Annotated in this window: 8 protein-coding genes and 2 pseudogenes; 2 read left to right on the top strand and 8 right to left on the bottom strand. The window is 70.3% G+C overall.

The window, feature by feature from the left end:
* Position 1: 1 nt before the first annotated feature.
* Positions 2–265: pseudogene (locus OG194_RS06810) on the bottom strand (DNA-binding response regulator); the annotation flags it as partial.
* Here OG194_RS06810 and OG194_RS06805 point away from each other — a divergent pair.
* Positions 241–2,130 (top strand): annotated as a pseudogene (locus tag OG194_RS06805) (FtsX-like permease family protein); the annotation flags it as partial. The pseudogenes OG194_RS06810 and OG194_RS06805 sit on opposite strands and share 25 nt — an antisense overlap.
* Before the next feature lie 44 nt (positions 2,131–2,174).
* Here OG194_RS06805 and OG194_RS06800 read toward each other — a convergent pair.
* Together OG194_RS06800 and OG194_RS06795 are read right to left on the bottom strand one after the other, a co-directional pair.
* Complete coding sequence (locus tag OG194_RS06800) at positions 2,175–3,032, bottom strand: Atu4866 domain-containing protein (protein ID WP_327399939.1); 858 nt, start codon at positions 3,030–3,032, stop codon at positions 2,175–2,177.
* A 137-nt stretch (positions 3,033–3,169) separates the two neighbouring features.
* Positions 3,170–5,035 (bottom strand): glycoside hydrolase family 76 protein, encoded by a 1,866-nt coding sequence (locus tag OG194_RS06795; RefSeq protein ID WP_327399938.1) that lies wholly within the window; start codon positions 5,033–5,035, stop codon positions 3,170–3,172.
* Positions 5,036–5,374: 339 nt separating this feature from the next.
* Here OG194_RS06795 and OG194_RS06790 point away from each other — a divergent pair, with 339 nt between their 5' ends.
* Positions 5,375–8,257, top strand: a complete 2,883-nt coding sequence (locus tag OG194_RS06790) for an alpha-L-rhamnosidase-related protein (protein WP_327399937.1) — start codon at positions 5,375–5,377, stop codon at positions 8,255–8,257.
* A gap of 54 nt (positions 8,258–8,311) precedes the next feature.
* Here the strand turns inward: OG194_RS06790 and OG194_RS06785 are convergent, their stop codons facing one another.
* The 5 genes from OG194_RS06785 to OG194_RS06765 form a co-directional block, all read right to left on the bottom strand.
* Entirely contained in the window at positions 8,312–8,647 is a 336-nt protein-coding gene (locus OG194_RS06785; protein ID WP_327399936.1) for a hypothetical protein, read from the bottom strand.
* A 64-nt stretch (positions 8,648–8,711) separates the two neighbouring features.
* Positions 8,712–10,637, bottom strand: coding sequence for a glycoside hydrolase family 9 protein (locus OG194_RS06780; protein ID WP_327399935.1), 1,926 nt, complete (start codon positions 10,635–10,637; stop codon positions 8,712–8,714).
* Positions 10,634–11,935, bottom strand: a complete 1,302-nt coding sequence (locus OG194_RS06775) for a sensor histidine kinase (protein WP_327399934.1) — start codon at positions 11,933–11,935, stop codon at positions 10,634–10,636. Before OG194_RS06775 ends, OG194_RS06780 begins: the two co-directional genes overlap by 4 nt.
* On the bottom strand, positions 11,932–12,597 hold the full coding sequence (locus OG194_RS06770) for a response regulator transcription factor (RefSeq protein WP_327399933.1): 666 nt from the start codon (positions 12,595–12,597) through the stop codon (positions 11,932–11,934). The genes OG194_RS06775 and OG194_RS06770 overlap by 4 nt, the downstream gene beginning before the upstream one ends.
* Positions 12,598–12,673: 76 nt before the next feature.
* Complete coding sequence (locus OG194_RS06765; protein WP_327399932.1) at positions 12,674–14,125, bottom strand: cellulose binding domain-containing protein; 1,452 nt, start codon at positions 14,123–14,125, stop codon at positions 12,674–12,676.
* Positions 14,126–14,157: the final 32 nt, after the last annotated feature.

The following is a 14,157-nucleotide window of genomic DNA, read 5'->3' as shown; positions in this document are numbered from 1 at the left end:
GTCAGGCCCGCAGGTAGGTGAGGACGGCCAGGACCCTGCGGTGGGTGCCGGCCGTCGGGGCAGGTCCAGCTTGGTGAGGATGTTGCCGATGTGCTTGCCGATCGCGGCCTCGGAGACCACCAGCTCCGCGGCGATCGCGCGGGGTGAGCTGCTCCAGCGGATCGCGGCGGCGGCGCAGCAACTGGCGTACCACCTCGGGGTCGACCACCGTTCCGCCGTCCGCCACCCGGTGCAGCGCACAGCGTCCAACTCGTCGTCGACGCAGGAGCGGTGGACGTACGCGCGGCGGTGCGCGGCAGCGCCGGCGTCCAGGTCCTGACCGGCGACGCACGCCGGTACGCCGACACCGATCCCGACCGGGACCGGGAGGAACTCACCGCGATGAACGCCATGTACGGCACGGCAGGCGGTGTCGCAGGATTCGTGTCGGTGTTCGTGGTGGCGTCGACCTTCGCGTTCACGGTGGCCCAACGCCGCCGCGAGTTCGGCCTGTTGCGCACGGCCGGTGCGACGCCGGGGCAGATCCGGCGCCTGGTCGTCTCCGAGGCCCTCCTGATCGGCGTGCTCGCCTCGGCGGCGGGCTGCGTGCTCGGCTCCTACGGCGCACCGAAGCTCGCCGAGTGGACGGTCGACGAGGGTCTCGCACCCCGCTGGTTCACCATTGGCGACTCCACCTGGCCGTACCAACTGGCCTTCTGGACAGGCCTGTTCGTCGCGCTCGCCGGAGTGCTGGCCGCGTCCTGGAGGGCGGGGCGCACCGGGGCCACCGAGGCGCTGCGCGAGGCATCCGTGGACACCCGGACGATGACGCGGGGCCGCCGGCTGGTCGGCTCGGCGCTGCTGCTGACCGCCGTGGTGACCCTGGTCCTGGCCCTGGTGGACGATCCGAGCGGCCTGCTGCACCGCAAGACCTACGTCAGCCGCCCGATGCTGTTGATCACCGCGGTGGCGCTCCTCGCGCCGGTGTTGGTACCCCCGCTGATCCGGCTGATCGCCTGGCTGCCGGCCCAACTACCCGGCGCCACAGGCATGTTGGTGCGGGAGAACGCCGCCGCCGGCATCCGGCGCACCGCCGCCGTCGCGGCGCCCGTCCTGGTCACGGTCGCGCTGGCGGGATCGCTGCTGGGCGCCACCGCCACCCTCGACGAGGCGAAGGTCACCGAGGTTCGCACACGGACCGCCGCCGATTTCGTGGTCATCGCCGCGCGCGACACGGGCTTCGACGACGCGACGCTGAGGAAGCTGCGCACCGTGCCCGACGCCGAGGTCTCCGCGACCTCGGCGAGTGCCGTGTACGTCCTGGAGGACGGTACGGCGCTCATCCGGTCCGAGGCCCGCGCTGCCGACCCCCGTCTGCTCGCCGACACCACCGAACTGCCGCTCGTCGCCGGGAAGACGGGCGACCTGGACGACGACTCGATCATCGTCAACGAGGAGTGGAAGCAGCACACCGTGGGCGAGCGGGTCGACGTGCGGCTCGGCGACGGCAGGAAGAAGTCCCTGCGGATCGCCGCCGTCATGACCATCGGCACCGGCGACAACGGCGTCTACGTCACACCGCGCAACGCCCCGGACGCACCCGTCGACCGGGTCGACGTACGCCTTGCGCACGGCGCCGACGCGACCGCCGTGGCCGCGGAACTGCGCGACACGGTACGGGAGTCGGGCGCGACGGTGCGCACCACCGGGCAGTGGGTGCGGTCCATGTACCCCGAGACCGACCGGACGACCCGGGCGGGCTTCCTGCTGGTCCTGGGCGTCGCCCTGCTGTACACCGGCATCTCGCTGGCCAACACCATGGTCATGGCGACCTCCGACCGGGTCCGCGAACTGGCCGTGCTGCGCCTGGCCGGGGCCACCAGATGGCAGGTGCTGCGGCTGGTGGCCGCCGAGGCGCTCATGGTCGTCGTGGCCGGCGGTGTGCTGGGAGCGCTGGTCGCGGGGCTCAACCTGGCAGGAATGTGGGGCGCGTTGGGCCTGCTCTCGGTGTGGACGCCGATCGAGATGCCCTGGGCGGCGCTCGGCCGGACCATGGGCGCCTGCGCGGTACTCGCCGTGATCTCGGCGGTCGCCCCGGCCGCCCTCGCCCTGCGCCGCGGGGCGATGGAACTGGCGGGCACACCGGAGTGACCGACCTGAACGATCAGTACGCCCGGGGCTGGCTTGAACGACTACTACGCCCGGGGCTGGCTTGAACGACTGCTACGCCCGGGGACCGACCTGAACAAGCACTGCGCCCGCGCCCCGAGCCGCTTCGCATACCCCGCGTGATGCAGTTCCTCGCCCCGGAACTCGCCGAACGCCCAGAACCCGAGGTCGTCCAGACAGCCGATCCGGTCGCCGTCGATCCAGTAGCGGCCCTCGTGGGCGTGCGGGCGGCTGCCGCGGGTCTCGTCGTAACGGCCGTCTGGGGTCAACTCCTGGTGCAGGAAGTCGTGTTCGTCGATCCAGACGTCGATGCGCGGGTTGCCGGTGAGGTCTTGGGTGGCCGGGATGCCCGCCTCGGGGGCGGTAGGCCGGTCGGGGGCGTCCGTGCCGGACCAGAGGGCCGGCTTGCCGGCCGCCACCAGGGCGCGGACCTCCTCCGGGCGGGTGAGCAACGCGGCCTGCGCGCTCGCCACATCGGGGGCAGGCGAGTCCGCTACGACGAGCAGGTCGCCCGTGTTCCCCGGTGTCAACGTCTCTACGTAATCCGCGCGTTGGCCCCGTCCGCCGACGAGCGCGACGGCGTCCACCACCGCCGGGACCACCGTCATGCCGGTGCAGTCGACGACGATGGCGTTGTCGTCGCCCGCCGCCGTGATGATGCCCGGGCCGACGCCCACCAGCAGGGCGCCGACGAGCAGGACGTCGGCGCCGCGCAGGGTTCCGATCAGGGAGTCCATGGTCAGGACCCGGGCGTTGGCGAAGAGGACGGGACGGCCCGCGTCGTTCGAGACGATCTCGTCCAGGGTCTCGCTGTTCCAGGCCACGGCGCCCGTGCCGGTTTCCGTGCCCGCTTCCGTGTCGGTGTCCGTGTGGGTGACGCTCATCGTCCGCTCCTCGGGTGGGTCTCGGGTCTCCAGGTGATGTCGCACGATCAGCCTGGTCGCGCCCGAGGAGCGCAACCAGGCCGCCGTTGACCCAGGTGTCCCGCACCCACTCTGCGGCTCAGCTCCCCGCGGCGGGCTCAGCTCCCCACCGCGGCAGTCAGCGCTCCGAGCGCGCCGGCCTGCGTACGCCAGTCGGTCTGGTTCGGGGTGGTGCCCGCCCAGCGTTCACCGAGGGTGTTGAGCGTGGACCGGTCCAACGCCCACAGGGTGTCGGCCTGTTTCTGGATGTAGGCCCGGTAGGTCGTGGAGCCGGTCGCCCTCGCCAGGTCGGCGAAGTTCCGCATGAAGATGCCCTTGAACTGTTTCTGGTTGTCGTCGCAGGACGCCGAGCCGATGTCACAGGACTCGGTCAGCACCCCGCCCACCGTCAGCTGCGGGTTGCTGATCGCGGCATCCGCCAGCGTCCGCGCCGTGGTCAGCATCGAGCTGTCGCCGGTCGTCTTCCACAGTTCCGTGAAGGCACCGATGGCCAGCCCCTGGTTGTAACTCCACACGGTGGAGCCGTTGTTGGCGCAGGACGAGGAGAGACCGTCGTTCACCAGACCCGCGGAGTTGATCATCCCGCTGGCCTTGTACCAGGCGGCCGACGTCTTCGCCCGCTGGAGCCAGACCGTGTCACCGGCGATGCGCTGGTGCAGTGCGGTGGTCAGCCACAGGTACTGCCCGTTCGTCACCGCGTTCTTGTAGGTCCGCTCGCGGTCCCACCACACACCGCCGCCGCAGGTGCTGGTGTCCCAGTACTGCTGGACGTAATTGGCAATGGTGACGGCCTCGTTGAGGTAGCGGGCGTCGTGCGTGTAGTCGTACGCGTCGATCCACGCGATCGCCCACCAGCCCGAGTCGTCGATCGAGCGGCTGATGAAGTCGCCCTCGATCGCGTCCGAACTGCGCGTCCCGGCCGGGAAGACGCCCTTGTTCTGGTCGAAGGTGCGGGCGATGATCCAGTCGTAGTCGTGCGTGCCGGTCGTCTTCGCGAAGTCGATGACGGAGGTGAGGGTCGCCGCCGAGTTCCACCAACTGCTGGGCCACCAGCCGTTGTAGGGGTCGTACGACGTCATCAGCGCGTCGGCCGCGGCGCGCGCCCGGGTCGGCACCGGCCGGTACCACGCGGTGCAACTGCCCTCGTTGTGGCTCGCCTCCCGGCCGCAGGCGCGGACCGCGCCGCCGTAGAGGAGACCGCGCGGGTCGCGGGCGGCGTACATCGCGGTGCGGGTCGTGGTCGCTCCGGACGGGGTGCTCGTACGGCCGAGGGAGGAACCGTCCGGCCAGGTCGAGCCGCCGTCCCAGGAACGGTCCAACCAGATCTCGTCACCCGCGCCACCGGTGTCGATGCTTCCCCAGGCCATGGAGTTCTTCTGGTCAACGTGGAGTCGGATCGTGCGACCGTAGAGGGTGGTTGAGGGGATGGGCTGGTCGTCGCCCGCCGCCTGGCTCGCGCTGGTGCCGTCGCAGACCGTGTCGCAGACGGTGGGGTAGACCCAGTTCGTGCAGCCGACGCCGGCCGCGTCGCCGCAGGCGCGGACCAGGCCGCGCTTGTGGTTGCGCGGGTCGGTGATGTTGTACATCAGCGTCCTGGTGCCGGTCCATGTGCTCGGGATGCTCGCCTTGCCGAGCAGACCGTCCCAGGTGGCGCCGCCGTCCCAGGACCGGTCCAACCACACCGCGTCGCCGGTCGTGCCGTTGTCGACGCTGGCCCACGCCATGTCGTCCGCGTCGGACACATGGAGCCGGACGACCCGTCCGTTGAGCGTCTTGTCCGGTACTGGAAACGTTTCCTGCTTGGCCTGCGAAGGGTCCAGCGCGTCACAGGCGAGGACGCACACCTGGGTTGCGGCGGACGCCGGCGACGCGATCGGGACGAGCGCCACGAACGCGAGGGCGGCCGTCAGCAGAAAGCTGAGGAACCGTGGTCTGACAACGATGTCGACGTCATGTAGGGACACCGGAACTCGCCTCGATTTCACGATGGGGGACGCTGGGTGTGAATGGATTCAGCTGTGGATCAATGGTCCATACCTCTACCCGTCCTCGACGCAGTGAACCGGCTTGGTGCGGCCCTGTCAATGTCGTAAGGTGCGCTTTTTTCGCGGGAGTTGAAGGCTGCCGAGACGGGTTGACACCCGCTCGCCCGGCGCCCATCATCGGTGCGAACTTCGGCGAGTCATCTCGCGTACCCGTTGCTCTTCCACTTCCAGGCCCCTGCGGTCGATCGATTTGAATCGATTCACATGCCTGCTTGTCCAGTTGAGCGGCTGGTTCCCCCACCGATCCGGGAGGTACTCATGCGCCGCCGCAGGCCACCGCAGAACCGAAAGCCCAGACCGGGCCGCCTGGTCGGGCTCACCCTGACGGTGGCCGCCGCGCTGGCCGTGACCCCGGCCCTGTCCGCGGGCGCGGCGCCGGTGACCGCAACACCCGCCCCGAAGGCGGCACTTGACGCCGTGAACTACTCGCCGACCTCGCGTACTCTCAAGCCGACCGCCGTCTACCGCACGTCCGGTAGCGTCGCGAACCCGACGAACGTCCTCAACGGGCAGGCGACCCGGATCTCCGGCTCGCAGTCGGCCGTCACGCTCGACTTCGGGAAAGAGGTCGGCGGATTGGTAACGTTGTCATTCGGCAGCACCAGTTCCAGCGGTCAACGCGTCGGTCTGGCCTTCAGTGAGTCGTCCCTGTACGTGGGCAACAACAGCGACCGCAGCAGCGGCCGCGACGGCGAGGACGGCGCCCTCTACGCCACGCCCTCCGCCAACGGCACGTACACCGTGCCCACCGCTCAACTCCGGGGCGGGTTCCGCTACTTGACGGTCTTCCTCGACAGCTCGGGCTGGGTGGACCTCAAGGGCGTCAGCCTCAACTTCACCGCGGCACCGGGGAAGTCCAACCCGGCCGACTACCCCAACTACTTCACCTCCAGCGACGAGTTGCTCAACCGCATCTGGTACGCCGGTGCGTACACGGTGCAGTTGAACACCATCGCCTCCAACCAGGGCCGTGCCTGGCCCCCGCCCTCCTCGGCCTGGGACAACAGCGCCACCGTCGGCGTCGGTGACTCCGTGCTGGTCGACGGCGCGAAGCGGGACCGCACGGTGTGGCCCGGCGACATGGGCATCGCCGTCCCCACGCAGTACGCGTACTCCAACGACCTCACCTCGACCCGCAACGCGCTCACCACGATGTACAACGCGCAGTCGTCGGCGGGTGAAATCCCTTGGTCCGGGCCGCCGTTCAACCTCACCGGCTCGGACACCTACCACACGTGGACCCTGCTGGGGACGTCCACGTACTACACGTACACCGCCGACCGGTCGTGGCTGGACTCCGAATGGTCCAACTACAAGCGGGGGATGGCCTTCATCACCAACAAGATCGACGGCAACAACCTCCTCGACGTGACCCGCACCCAGGACTGGGCCCGGGTCGGCCAGGGCGGCGAGAACATCTCCGCCAACGCGCTGCTGTACGGCGCTCTCAAGGGCGGCGCCACCCTCGCCACGGTCGAGGGCGACAGCGCCCTTGCAGCGAGCTGGAACAGCAAGGCCGCCGCGATCAAGACCGCCGCCAACTCCCTTCTCTGGGACGCCTCCAAGGGCATGTACAAGGACAACCCGAGCAGCGGGCTGTACCCGCAGGACGGCAACTCCCTCGCTGTCTGGTACGGGTTGAGCGACTCCACCGCCAAGTCGAAGAGCATCATCACCGGGCTCGGCAAGAACTGGGGCATCTACGGCCCGACCACGCCCGAATGGGGCGGCAACGTCTCGCCGTTCGCCGGCGGCATGGAGCTGAACGCCCGCTTCACGGCCAACGACGACTTCACCGCCCTGGACCAGATCCGCCGCACCTGGGGCCACATGCTCGACAGCGACATCGGCACCAAGAGCACGTTCTGGGAGGGCATCCAGTCCGACGGGGGCCTGGCGTACGGCGGTTCGTTCATGAGCCTCGCGCACGGCTGGTCCACCGCGCCCACCTCCACGCTCACCTTCGACGTGCTCGGCACCGCCCCCGAGTCGTCGACCGGCGCCTACCGCTTCGTCCCGCACCCCGGCGACCTGACCAGCGCCCAGGGCCGCATCACCATGCCCCAGGGCGCCATCAACGCGTCCTGGTCGCGCGATCCGTCGGCCGGCACCTACTCGGCCACCCTCTCCAGCCCCTCCGGCAGCACCGGCCGTATCGGCGTCCCGAAGCTCGGCGGCAACATCACGGTGACCGTGAACGGCGCGACCGTCTGGAGCAACGGAGCCTTCACGCCCACCTCCGGCATCACCGGCGGCAGCCAGGACGACACCTACATCCACCTCACCGGCGTCGCCCCCGGCAGCTACACCGTCTCCGCCAGCGGCCTCGGCAACCCGTCGCCGCCCACCGAACCCGGCACCGGCGCCCTGCGCGCGGGCTACACCCGGTGCGCGGGCGAGGGCGGCACCTGCTCCTTCAGCGGCACCCGCTCGGTGGCCTACGGCGCCGGGACGTACACGTACAAGACCGTTGCCGGCAGCACCACTTGCTCCAACGACTCCTTCGGCGGCGACCCGGCGGCCAACCTGGTCAAGTCCTGCTACGTCGCCGACGTGGGCGGCCCGTCCGGATACACCGCCTGCGCGGCCGAGAACGGCACCTGCGCCGTCCCCGGCTACAACCGTGACGTCGCGTACGGCGCCAACGGCAACTTCGTCCACCAGGTCACCAACGGCAACGTCGCCTGCTCCAACGCCCACTTCGGCGATCCCATCGACGGCGTCGCCAAGTCCTGCTACCTGCCGCCCGCCGGAGCCCCGGCCGGTGGCTGGACCAAGTGCGCGGACCAGAACGGCACTTGTGCCGCCACGGCGGGCCAGCCGGTGATGTACGGCGCCTACGGAGCGTTCACCACGGCCATCGCCACCGGTGACACCGCGTGCACCGACGCCACGTTCGGCGACCCCATCTCCGGTGAGTCGAAGGCCTGTTACACCGCGACCGGCGGCCCGGTCGGCTACGCCACCAACTGCTCGGCGGAAGGCGGCACTTGTGCCTTCAGTGGACAGCAGACCGTCGCCTACGGCGCCCGGGGCCGCTTCCTCTACAAGGCATTCAGCGGCGGCGCGAGCTGCACGACGGCGGCCTTCGGTTCCGACCCGCTGCCGGGCGTGAGCAAGTCCTGCTACCTCACGTCCTGAGCGGCCCCACGCATCCGGCAGTCTCCACTCCCCGCGTGACCGGGGGCTGCCGGATCACTCGGGATGGGCCACTGCCTCCTTCTGCAGGTGCACGGCGGCCAGCAGGCTCAGTCGCGGTTCCGCCTGGCGCAGCGCACGCACCGCGGCGACCGAGTCGAGGTCCCCGGTAAACCCGGTCGCCGCCAGCCGGGACCGGACCCAACGGGCGTGCAATTGGCCTTCGTTGGCGGCGGCGGTGGACTCGACGAGCGCGACGGCGCGTTCCAGGCCTGGGCGCTCCTCGGGGGAGGCCCCGGCCACCGCCTGACGCAGAGCCGCCGCGACCACGTCGGCGTCCCGGATGGTCAGCACGAAGGTGTTCTTCTTGCTCAGTCCCGTGATTCCAGTCATGGGGCTCAGCCTGACCGTGATGTCCCGTGCGTGCCAAGCGACTTGAGGAGGCTCAGAGGCTCGGCTACGCGTCCTCGTCCCGCGCGGTCAGCGCGAAGGCCAGCAGGGCCGTCGTGGTGAAGTCCAGCGAGGGCTCCACCGTCTGCCAGGCGCCCACGTCGTCCACGTACCGTGAACCCTTGCCGTCGAAGTCGGTCCAGGCTCCCGACGGCGGGGCGGCGGTGCACTTCCTCATCGTCGGGAAGCCGTTCAACTCGGCCAGTTTGTCAGCCGCGTTGGGGCCGTTGACCACCGCGCCCCGCAGGATCGCGCCCTTCCCGTCGAGGCTGCCGCGGAGGTTGGCCAACTGGTGTTCCGGGCAGTGCGGATAGACCTCGCCCGCGCCGATCATGAAGCTCGTTCCCCAGGGGTTGGCGCCGAGCGCCCAGCCCCGCTGCCGGCCGGCGAACGCGTCGTAGCGGGTGTCCCCGGTGGCCTTGGCGTAGAGGCGGGCGGTGGCCACCAGCCCGAAGGTGTGCGGTACGGCGTCGAAGTCGTCGTAGACCGCACCGGCCGCGAACGGATCGTGCTCGGCGTGATCGACCCCGTCCTCCAACTGGCGCCGCAGGTCCTTGTTCAGGCCATCGGCCCCAACTCCGTTGCTGCGGGCGCCGTCCAGGGCGGTGGCCAGGTCGACATGGGCCAGCGCGCTGACGTCCGCGACGTTGAGGGTGCCCTTGACGTCGGAGTCCAGGTAAGCCTTGGCCCAGTGGGCGGCCTCGCCGGTCCAGTCGGCCTCCCGGTCGTCACCCAAGTCCCGTGCGGCCAGGGCGAGTTCGGCGCCGGCGAACTCCATGTCGTCCTGCCAGGAGTCCTCGGGATAGAAGGCGCTCGGGAAGGCGGTGACGAGCGGCTTGTCGGGGTCGTGGTCGGTGTCGGCCAGGTCGTAGACGGCGGCGGCCTTCTCCAGCCACTCCCGCGCCTCGTCCGGGTCGGAGTCGGCCGTGCGCTGCGCGGCGAGGGCGAACACCGCGGCCACTCGTCCCGCCAGGCTCGGGGTGATCGGCTCGCCCGGCTTGTTCGCGCGGAACACCGGCCGGTGCTTGATCGTGTAGTCCGGGTCACCGGGCGACACATCGAGCCGGTCGTCGGCCTCCGGCAGCCGCCACACGTCGTGATCCGTGCGTACGGCGTCGTTGCCCGCGCCGACGCCGACCTGGGCGTAGAGCGTCCCGCTGTCCCCGTCCCACATCTGGTCCACCCACTCCAGCCCGTGTTCGGCCTCGGCGGACAGCGTGTTCATGTCCGGCAAGTCCCGCTCGGCGAGCAGGAGTTCGGCGGTCGAGTAGGAGGTGGTGCCGGTGAACTTGAGGAAGTCGCCCGCGTCGAACCAGCCGCCCGAGACGTCGGCCTTCACACCGGTCGGGGTCAGGCGTTCGTCGAGCAGTTCCTCGCCGGCCTCGTCGTAGTGCGGGTCGGCGTAGACGGTCGCGTCCTCGTCGGCGAGATGGGACGGGCCGTGGGACAGGCCGCCGGACACCACGTCGGCTCCGTCGCGCTGTGCCTGGAGGAAGCGGACGTTGTCCCGGACGAGCGGGGTCATCAGCTCGCTCGCGTCGGCGATCCGGAAGGCGGGGGAGCGGCCGGACGCGGTGCCGGACAGGACGATGCGGTAGGTGCCGGGCGTGTTCAGCGCGGAGAGGTCGACGGTCCGTACGGACGGGAACTTGGCGTTCCAATGGCCGGTGACGGCACCGAGCCGCCCCGCCGTGACCACCTTGTCCTTCGCGTCGACGACCTTGAAGCGCGCCCCCGCGAGCGCCTTCGTGGGTCCCATGACGTACGCCTGTTTCGTCTCGCCGCTCACATAGCCGACCTGGTCGACCCGGACGGCCACATGGGCGGTGGACGGCGTGGCGGCCTCGCCGTAGACATTCAGGCCGACGAGCACGGCGCCGATGCTCACGGCGGTGGTGGTGACCAGGACGGCAGGGCTGCGCAATGCGTTCATGCGCCCACGGTGCCGGGACCTTCATGAGATGAAGATGAGGACGCCTGGGACCGGTCCATGGGGAGCCGGAGTTCGGCGAGCAGGCCGCCGCCGGGGGCGTCCGTGAGGCGGGCGGTGCCGTGGTGCAGACCGGCGACCCAGCGGACGATGGCGAGGCCCGCGCCCGTGCCTGGACCGGTCCTGGTGACCCCGCGTGCGAACACGCGTTCCCGGTCCGCGAGCGGTACGCCGTCCCCGTGGTCGCGGACCGTGACCAGCCCTGGCGTGACGCTGACCTCCACCGGCGAACCGGCCGGGCCCCCGTGCCGCTGCGCGTTCTCCACCAGATTCCGCACCGCCTGCGCCAGCAGATCCGGATCGCCGCGCACCACCACCGGCTCGGACGTCACCGTCACGCTGTCGTGGTCCGGCAACTCCTCGACCGTGGTCTCCACCAACTGGTCCAGCCGCAACGGCACCAGCTCGGCCCGCTGCGCCCCGGACTCCAGCCGCGCCCTGGCGAGCAGCCCGGTGACCAGCCGACTGAGCCGGTCCACCAGCCGTAGCGCCTCGTCGCTTGGACCGTTCCGCTCCACCACGAGCCGCAGCGTCGTCAGCGGCGTCCGCAGCTCGTGCGCCGCCTCGGCCAGGAACTGCTCCTGCTGGCCCAGCCCGCGCAGCGCGGGCTGCATGGCCCGACCGGACAACAGATGTCCTACGGCCGCCGCGCAGCAGACCAGCGCCGTGCAGCCGAGGGCCAGCCAGCGCACCAGGAGGTCGTGGTCGTGTTCGCTGCGCGCCAGTTCCGTGCCGACGAGTACGGCCGCCCCGATCCGGTCCCCGTCCCAGACCGGCGCCACCGCCCACCGCAACCGCCCGCCCTTGGTGGCGGACGCGCTGACTTGGACCGTTCCCTGCTCGTCCAGGACGCTGTGCCAGACCTCGTCCAACCGGTCCGTGTCGGGCAGCGACGACCGTCCGGGTACGACGTTCCGCACGGTCGGCGTCTTTCCCGGCGCCGCCTGCAACACCGCCAACACCTGGGCGCCCTGGGCGAGTTCGTCGTCGCGCAGGGGCTCCAGGTGCAGGACGCCCGCGTCATCGAACCAGACCGCCCGCGACAGTCCCGCCGCGCGACTGCCGACCTCGTGGTCGAGGCCGGACCGGCGGGAGGCGGAATCGATCCGGATGGCGACCACGGCGAGTACGACGAGACAGGCCGCGGTCGTCGACGCGAACAGGAGTGTCATCAGCCGGCGGGTGCGGCGGAGTCGGGCGACGGCGGGTGACGGGGCCGGTGCCTGAGTACGGCGCTTCACGCGTCGCCGCCCAGGCGGTAGCCGACCCCGCGCACGGTCGCGATCGGGTCGGGCGGGCCGAGGCGTCTGCGCAGCTGGCCGATCAGGACGTCCACGACGTTCGACATCGGCTCGCTCGCCTCGTCCCAGCAGCTCTCGATCAGCTCGCTGCGGGTCACCACCTCGCCCGCGCGCAGCATCAGCAGTTCGAGGACCGCGAACTCCTTGGCGGAGAGGCTGAGCAGGACCCCGGCCCGGGTCACCCGGCGTCGCGGGAGGTCGAGTTCCAGGTCGCCCGTGCGCAGGACGGACGGGCGCGCGGGTTGCTCCCTGCGGCACAACGCCCTTACCCGTACGACCAGTTCGGCGAAGGCGAACGGCTTCACCAGGTAGTCGTCCGCCCCGTGCTCGAAGCCGGCCACCCGGTCGCTCACCGCGTCCAGCGCCGTCAGCAGAAGGAAGGGCAGCACCGAACCCGCCCGCCGGTGTGCGGCGAGCAGCGTGAGGGAGTCGCCGTCCGGGACCGAACGATCGGCCACGACACAGTCGTAGCGATTGACGGACAGCTTGAGATCCGCCTCGGCCAGCGTCCGCGCGAGGTCCACCGCGAACCCCGCGTCACGCAGTTGAGCAGCGACGACGGGCCCCAGCTCGGGGTCGTCCTCCAAGACCATTACGCGCATGGGCCGGAGCTTAGGCGACGGTGGGCCGCGCGCTCGGACGCCGTACGCCGAGTGCGCGGCCCGCCGCCCTGAGTGATCAACTGCTGGGCACGGTGTCCTCGAACGTGGTGCCCGCGCCGCGGTACGCCGCGACCTTGGCGGCCACCTGCGCCGGGGTGAGGACCTGGTCCTTGACGTGCAGGACGTAGTCGACCTGCTCGTCGTAGGCACGCGGTGTCGAACTGGTCAGGCCGCCGAAGTCGATCAGCCACTGGTTGAAGTTGATCGACATCGGCCGCTCCGGGAGGTACGCGGCGTCGTGGGTGCCGAAGAGCTGGCCGTCGATGTAGTACTTGATGCTGCTGTTGTCGATGGTCAGCACCAGGTCGTGCCAGCCGTTGTAACTCTGCCGGCCCTCGGTGTGCTGGTTGACCGCGATCCACGGGTCGGCCTGGTAGGTCTCCCAGGACGTCGTGTACAGGATGTTGGAGGTCTCGCCCCAGCCGCCGTTGGGGAGGTACTCGAAGTCGTACTCGGAGTAGTCGTCCGCCAGCGGCGCGGTGAGGTCGTTGATGGTGAAGAACGTCTGGACGAGGTGGTCGCCGTCCGGTCCCGACTTGGGCGCGTCGTTGAACTTGACCCGGGCCGCGTAGGTGCCGTTCTTGAACTTCCGTGTGTTGGTGACGACTTCGGTCTGCTTGGTGCTCTCGCCGGTGCCGGACGTCGAAGTCTCCAGGTTCATCACGGAGTTGCCGCTCGTGCCGGCGAACGTGACGTTCTGGGGCGCCCAGGTGGCACCGGAGACACCGGGACCGCCGGAGGTGGAGCGCACGCTCCAGCCGTGCGAGGAGATCTTCGGGTCGTTGTAGGCGCTGTAGTTGAAGTCGTCGAACAGCGCGGCGCCGGTGGCCGGGGGATCGGTCGGCGGGTCGGTGGGCGGGTTCGTCGGGTCGTTTCCGGCGGGAGCGGTGCCCCACAGCGTGGCGCCGGCCAACTGCGCGGTGACCTTGGACCAGTCGGCGTACGACGTCTGCGAGGCGCCGAAGGAGTAGTCGTCGCTCTGGGTCAGCGTCTGCCACGTCGACTGGTAGAAGCGCAGCTGCATGTCACCGGTGTCGGCGCCGGGAGCGAGCGTGCCCGCGCCGGAGGTGAAGCCGATCTCCAGGTAACGGTCCGCCGTGGCCGTCGGGTTGGTGAGTGTGCCGAAGGTTCCGGTGACGTTGGCGCAGCCCTTGACCGCCCAGGAACACGCGAAGCGGTAACTCGCGCTCGCCGAGTCCGCCTTGAAGTAGTAGCGGAGCTTGACGCTCGCCAACTGCACAGTGCTGGAGCCGGTGTTCCTCACCTTGAACCAGGGCTCGGACTGGTCGGCCGTGGCACCGGTGGCGCTCGTGCGGTACTGGACACTCAGCCCGTCGCCGGCCGCGCTCGCGGTGGACGGCATGGCCGTGAGCGCGGCGGCGCCCACGGCCACCGCTACGGCGGCGGACGCGGCGGCACGCAGTCTGTTCTTCGCGAACCTCGTGTCGAACCTCTTGTCGAGTCTCATGTCGTGCCTCTCCAGAAAGGTGGGGTGATTCC

Source organism: Streptomyces sp. NBC_01288, assembly GCF_035982055.1.
Lineage (GTDB): Bacteria > Actinomycetota > Actinomycetes > Streptomycetales > Streptomycetaceae > Streptomyces.
Note: the sequence above shows the minus strand (reverse complement) of the source record. Positions and strands in the feature narration are given on the sequence as shown.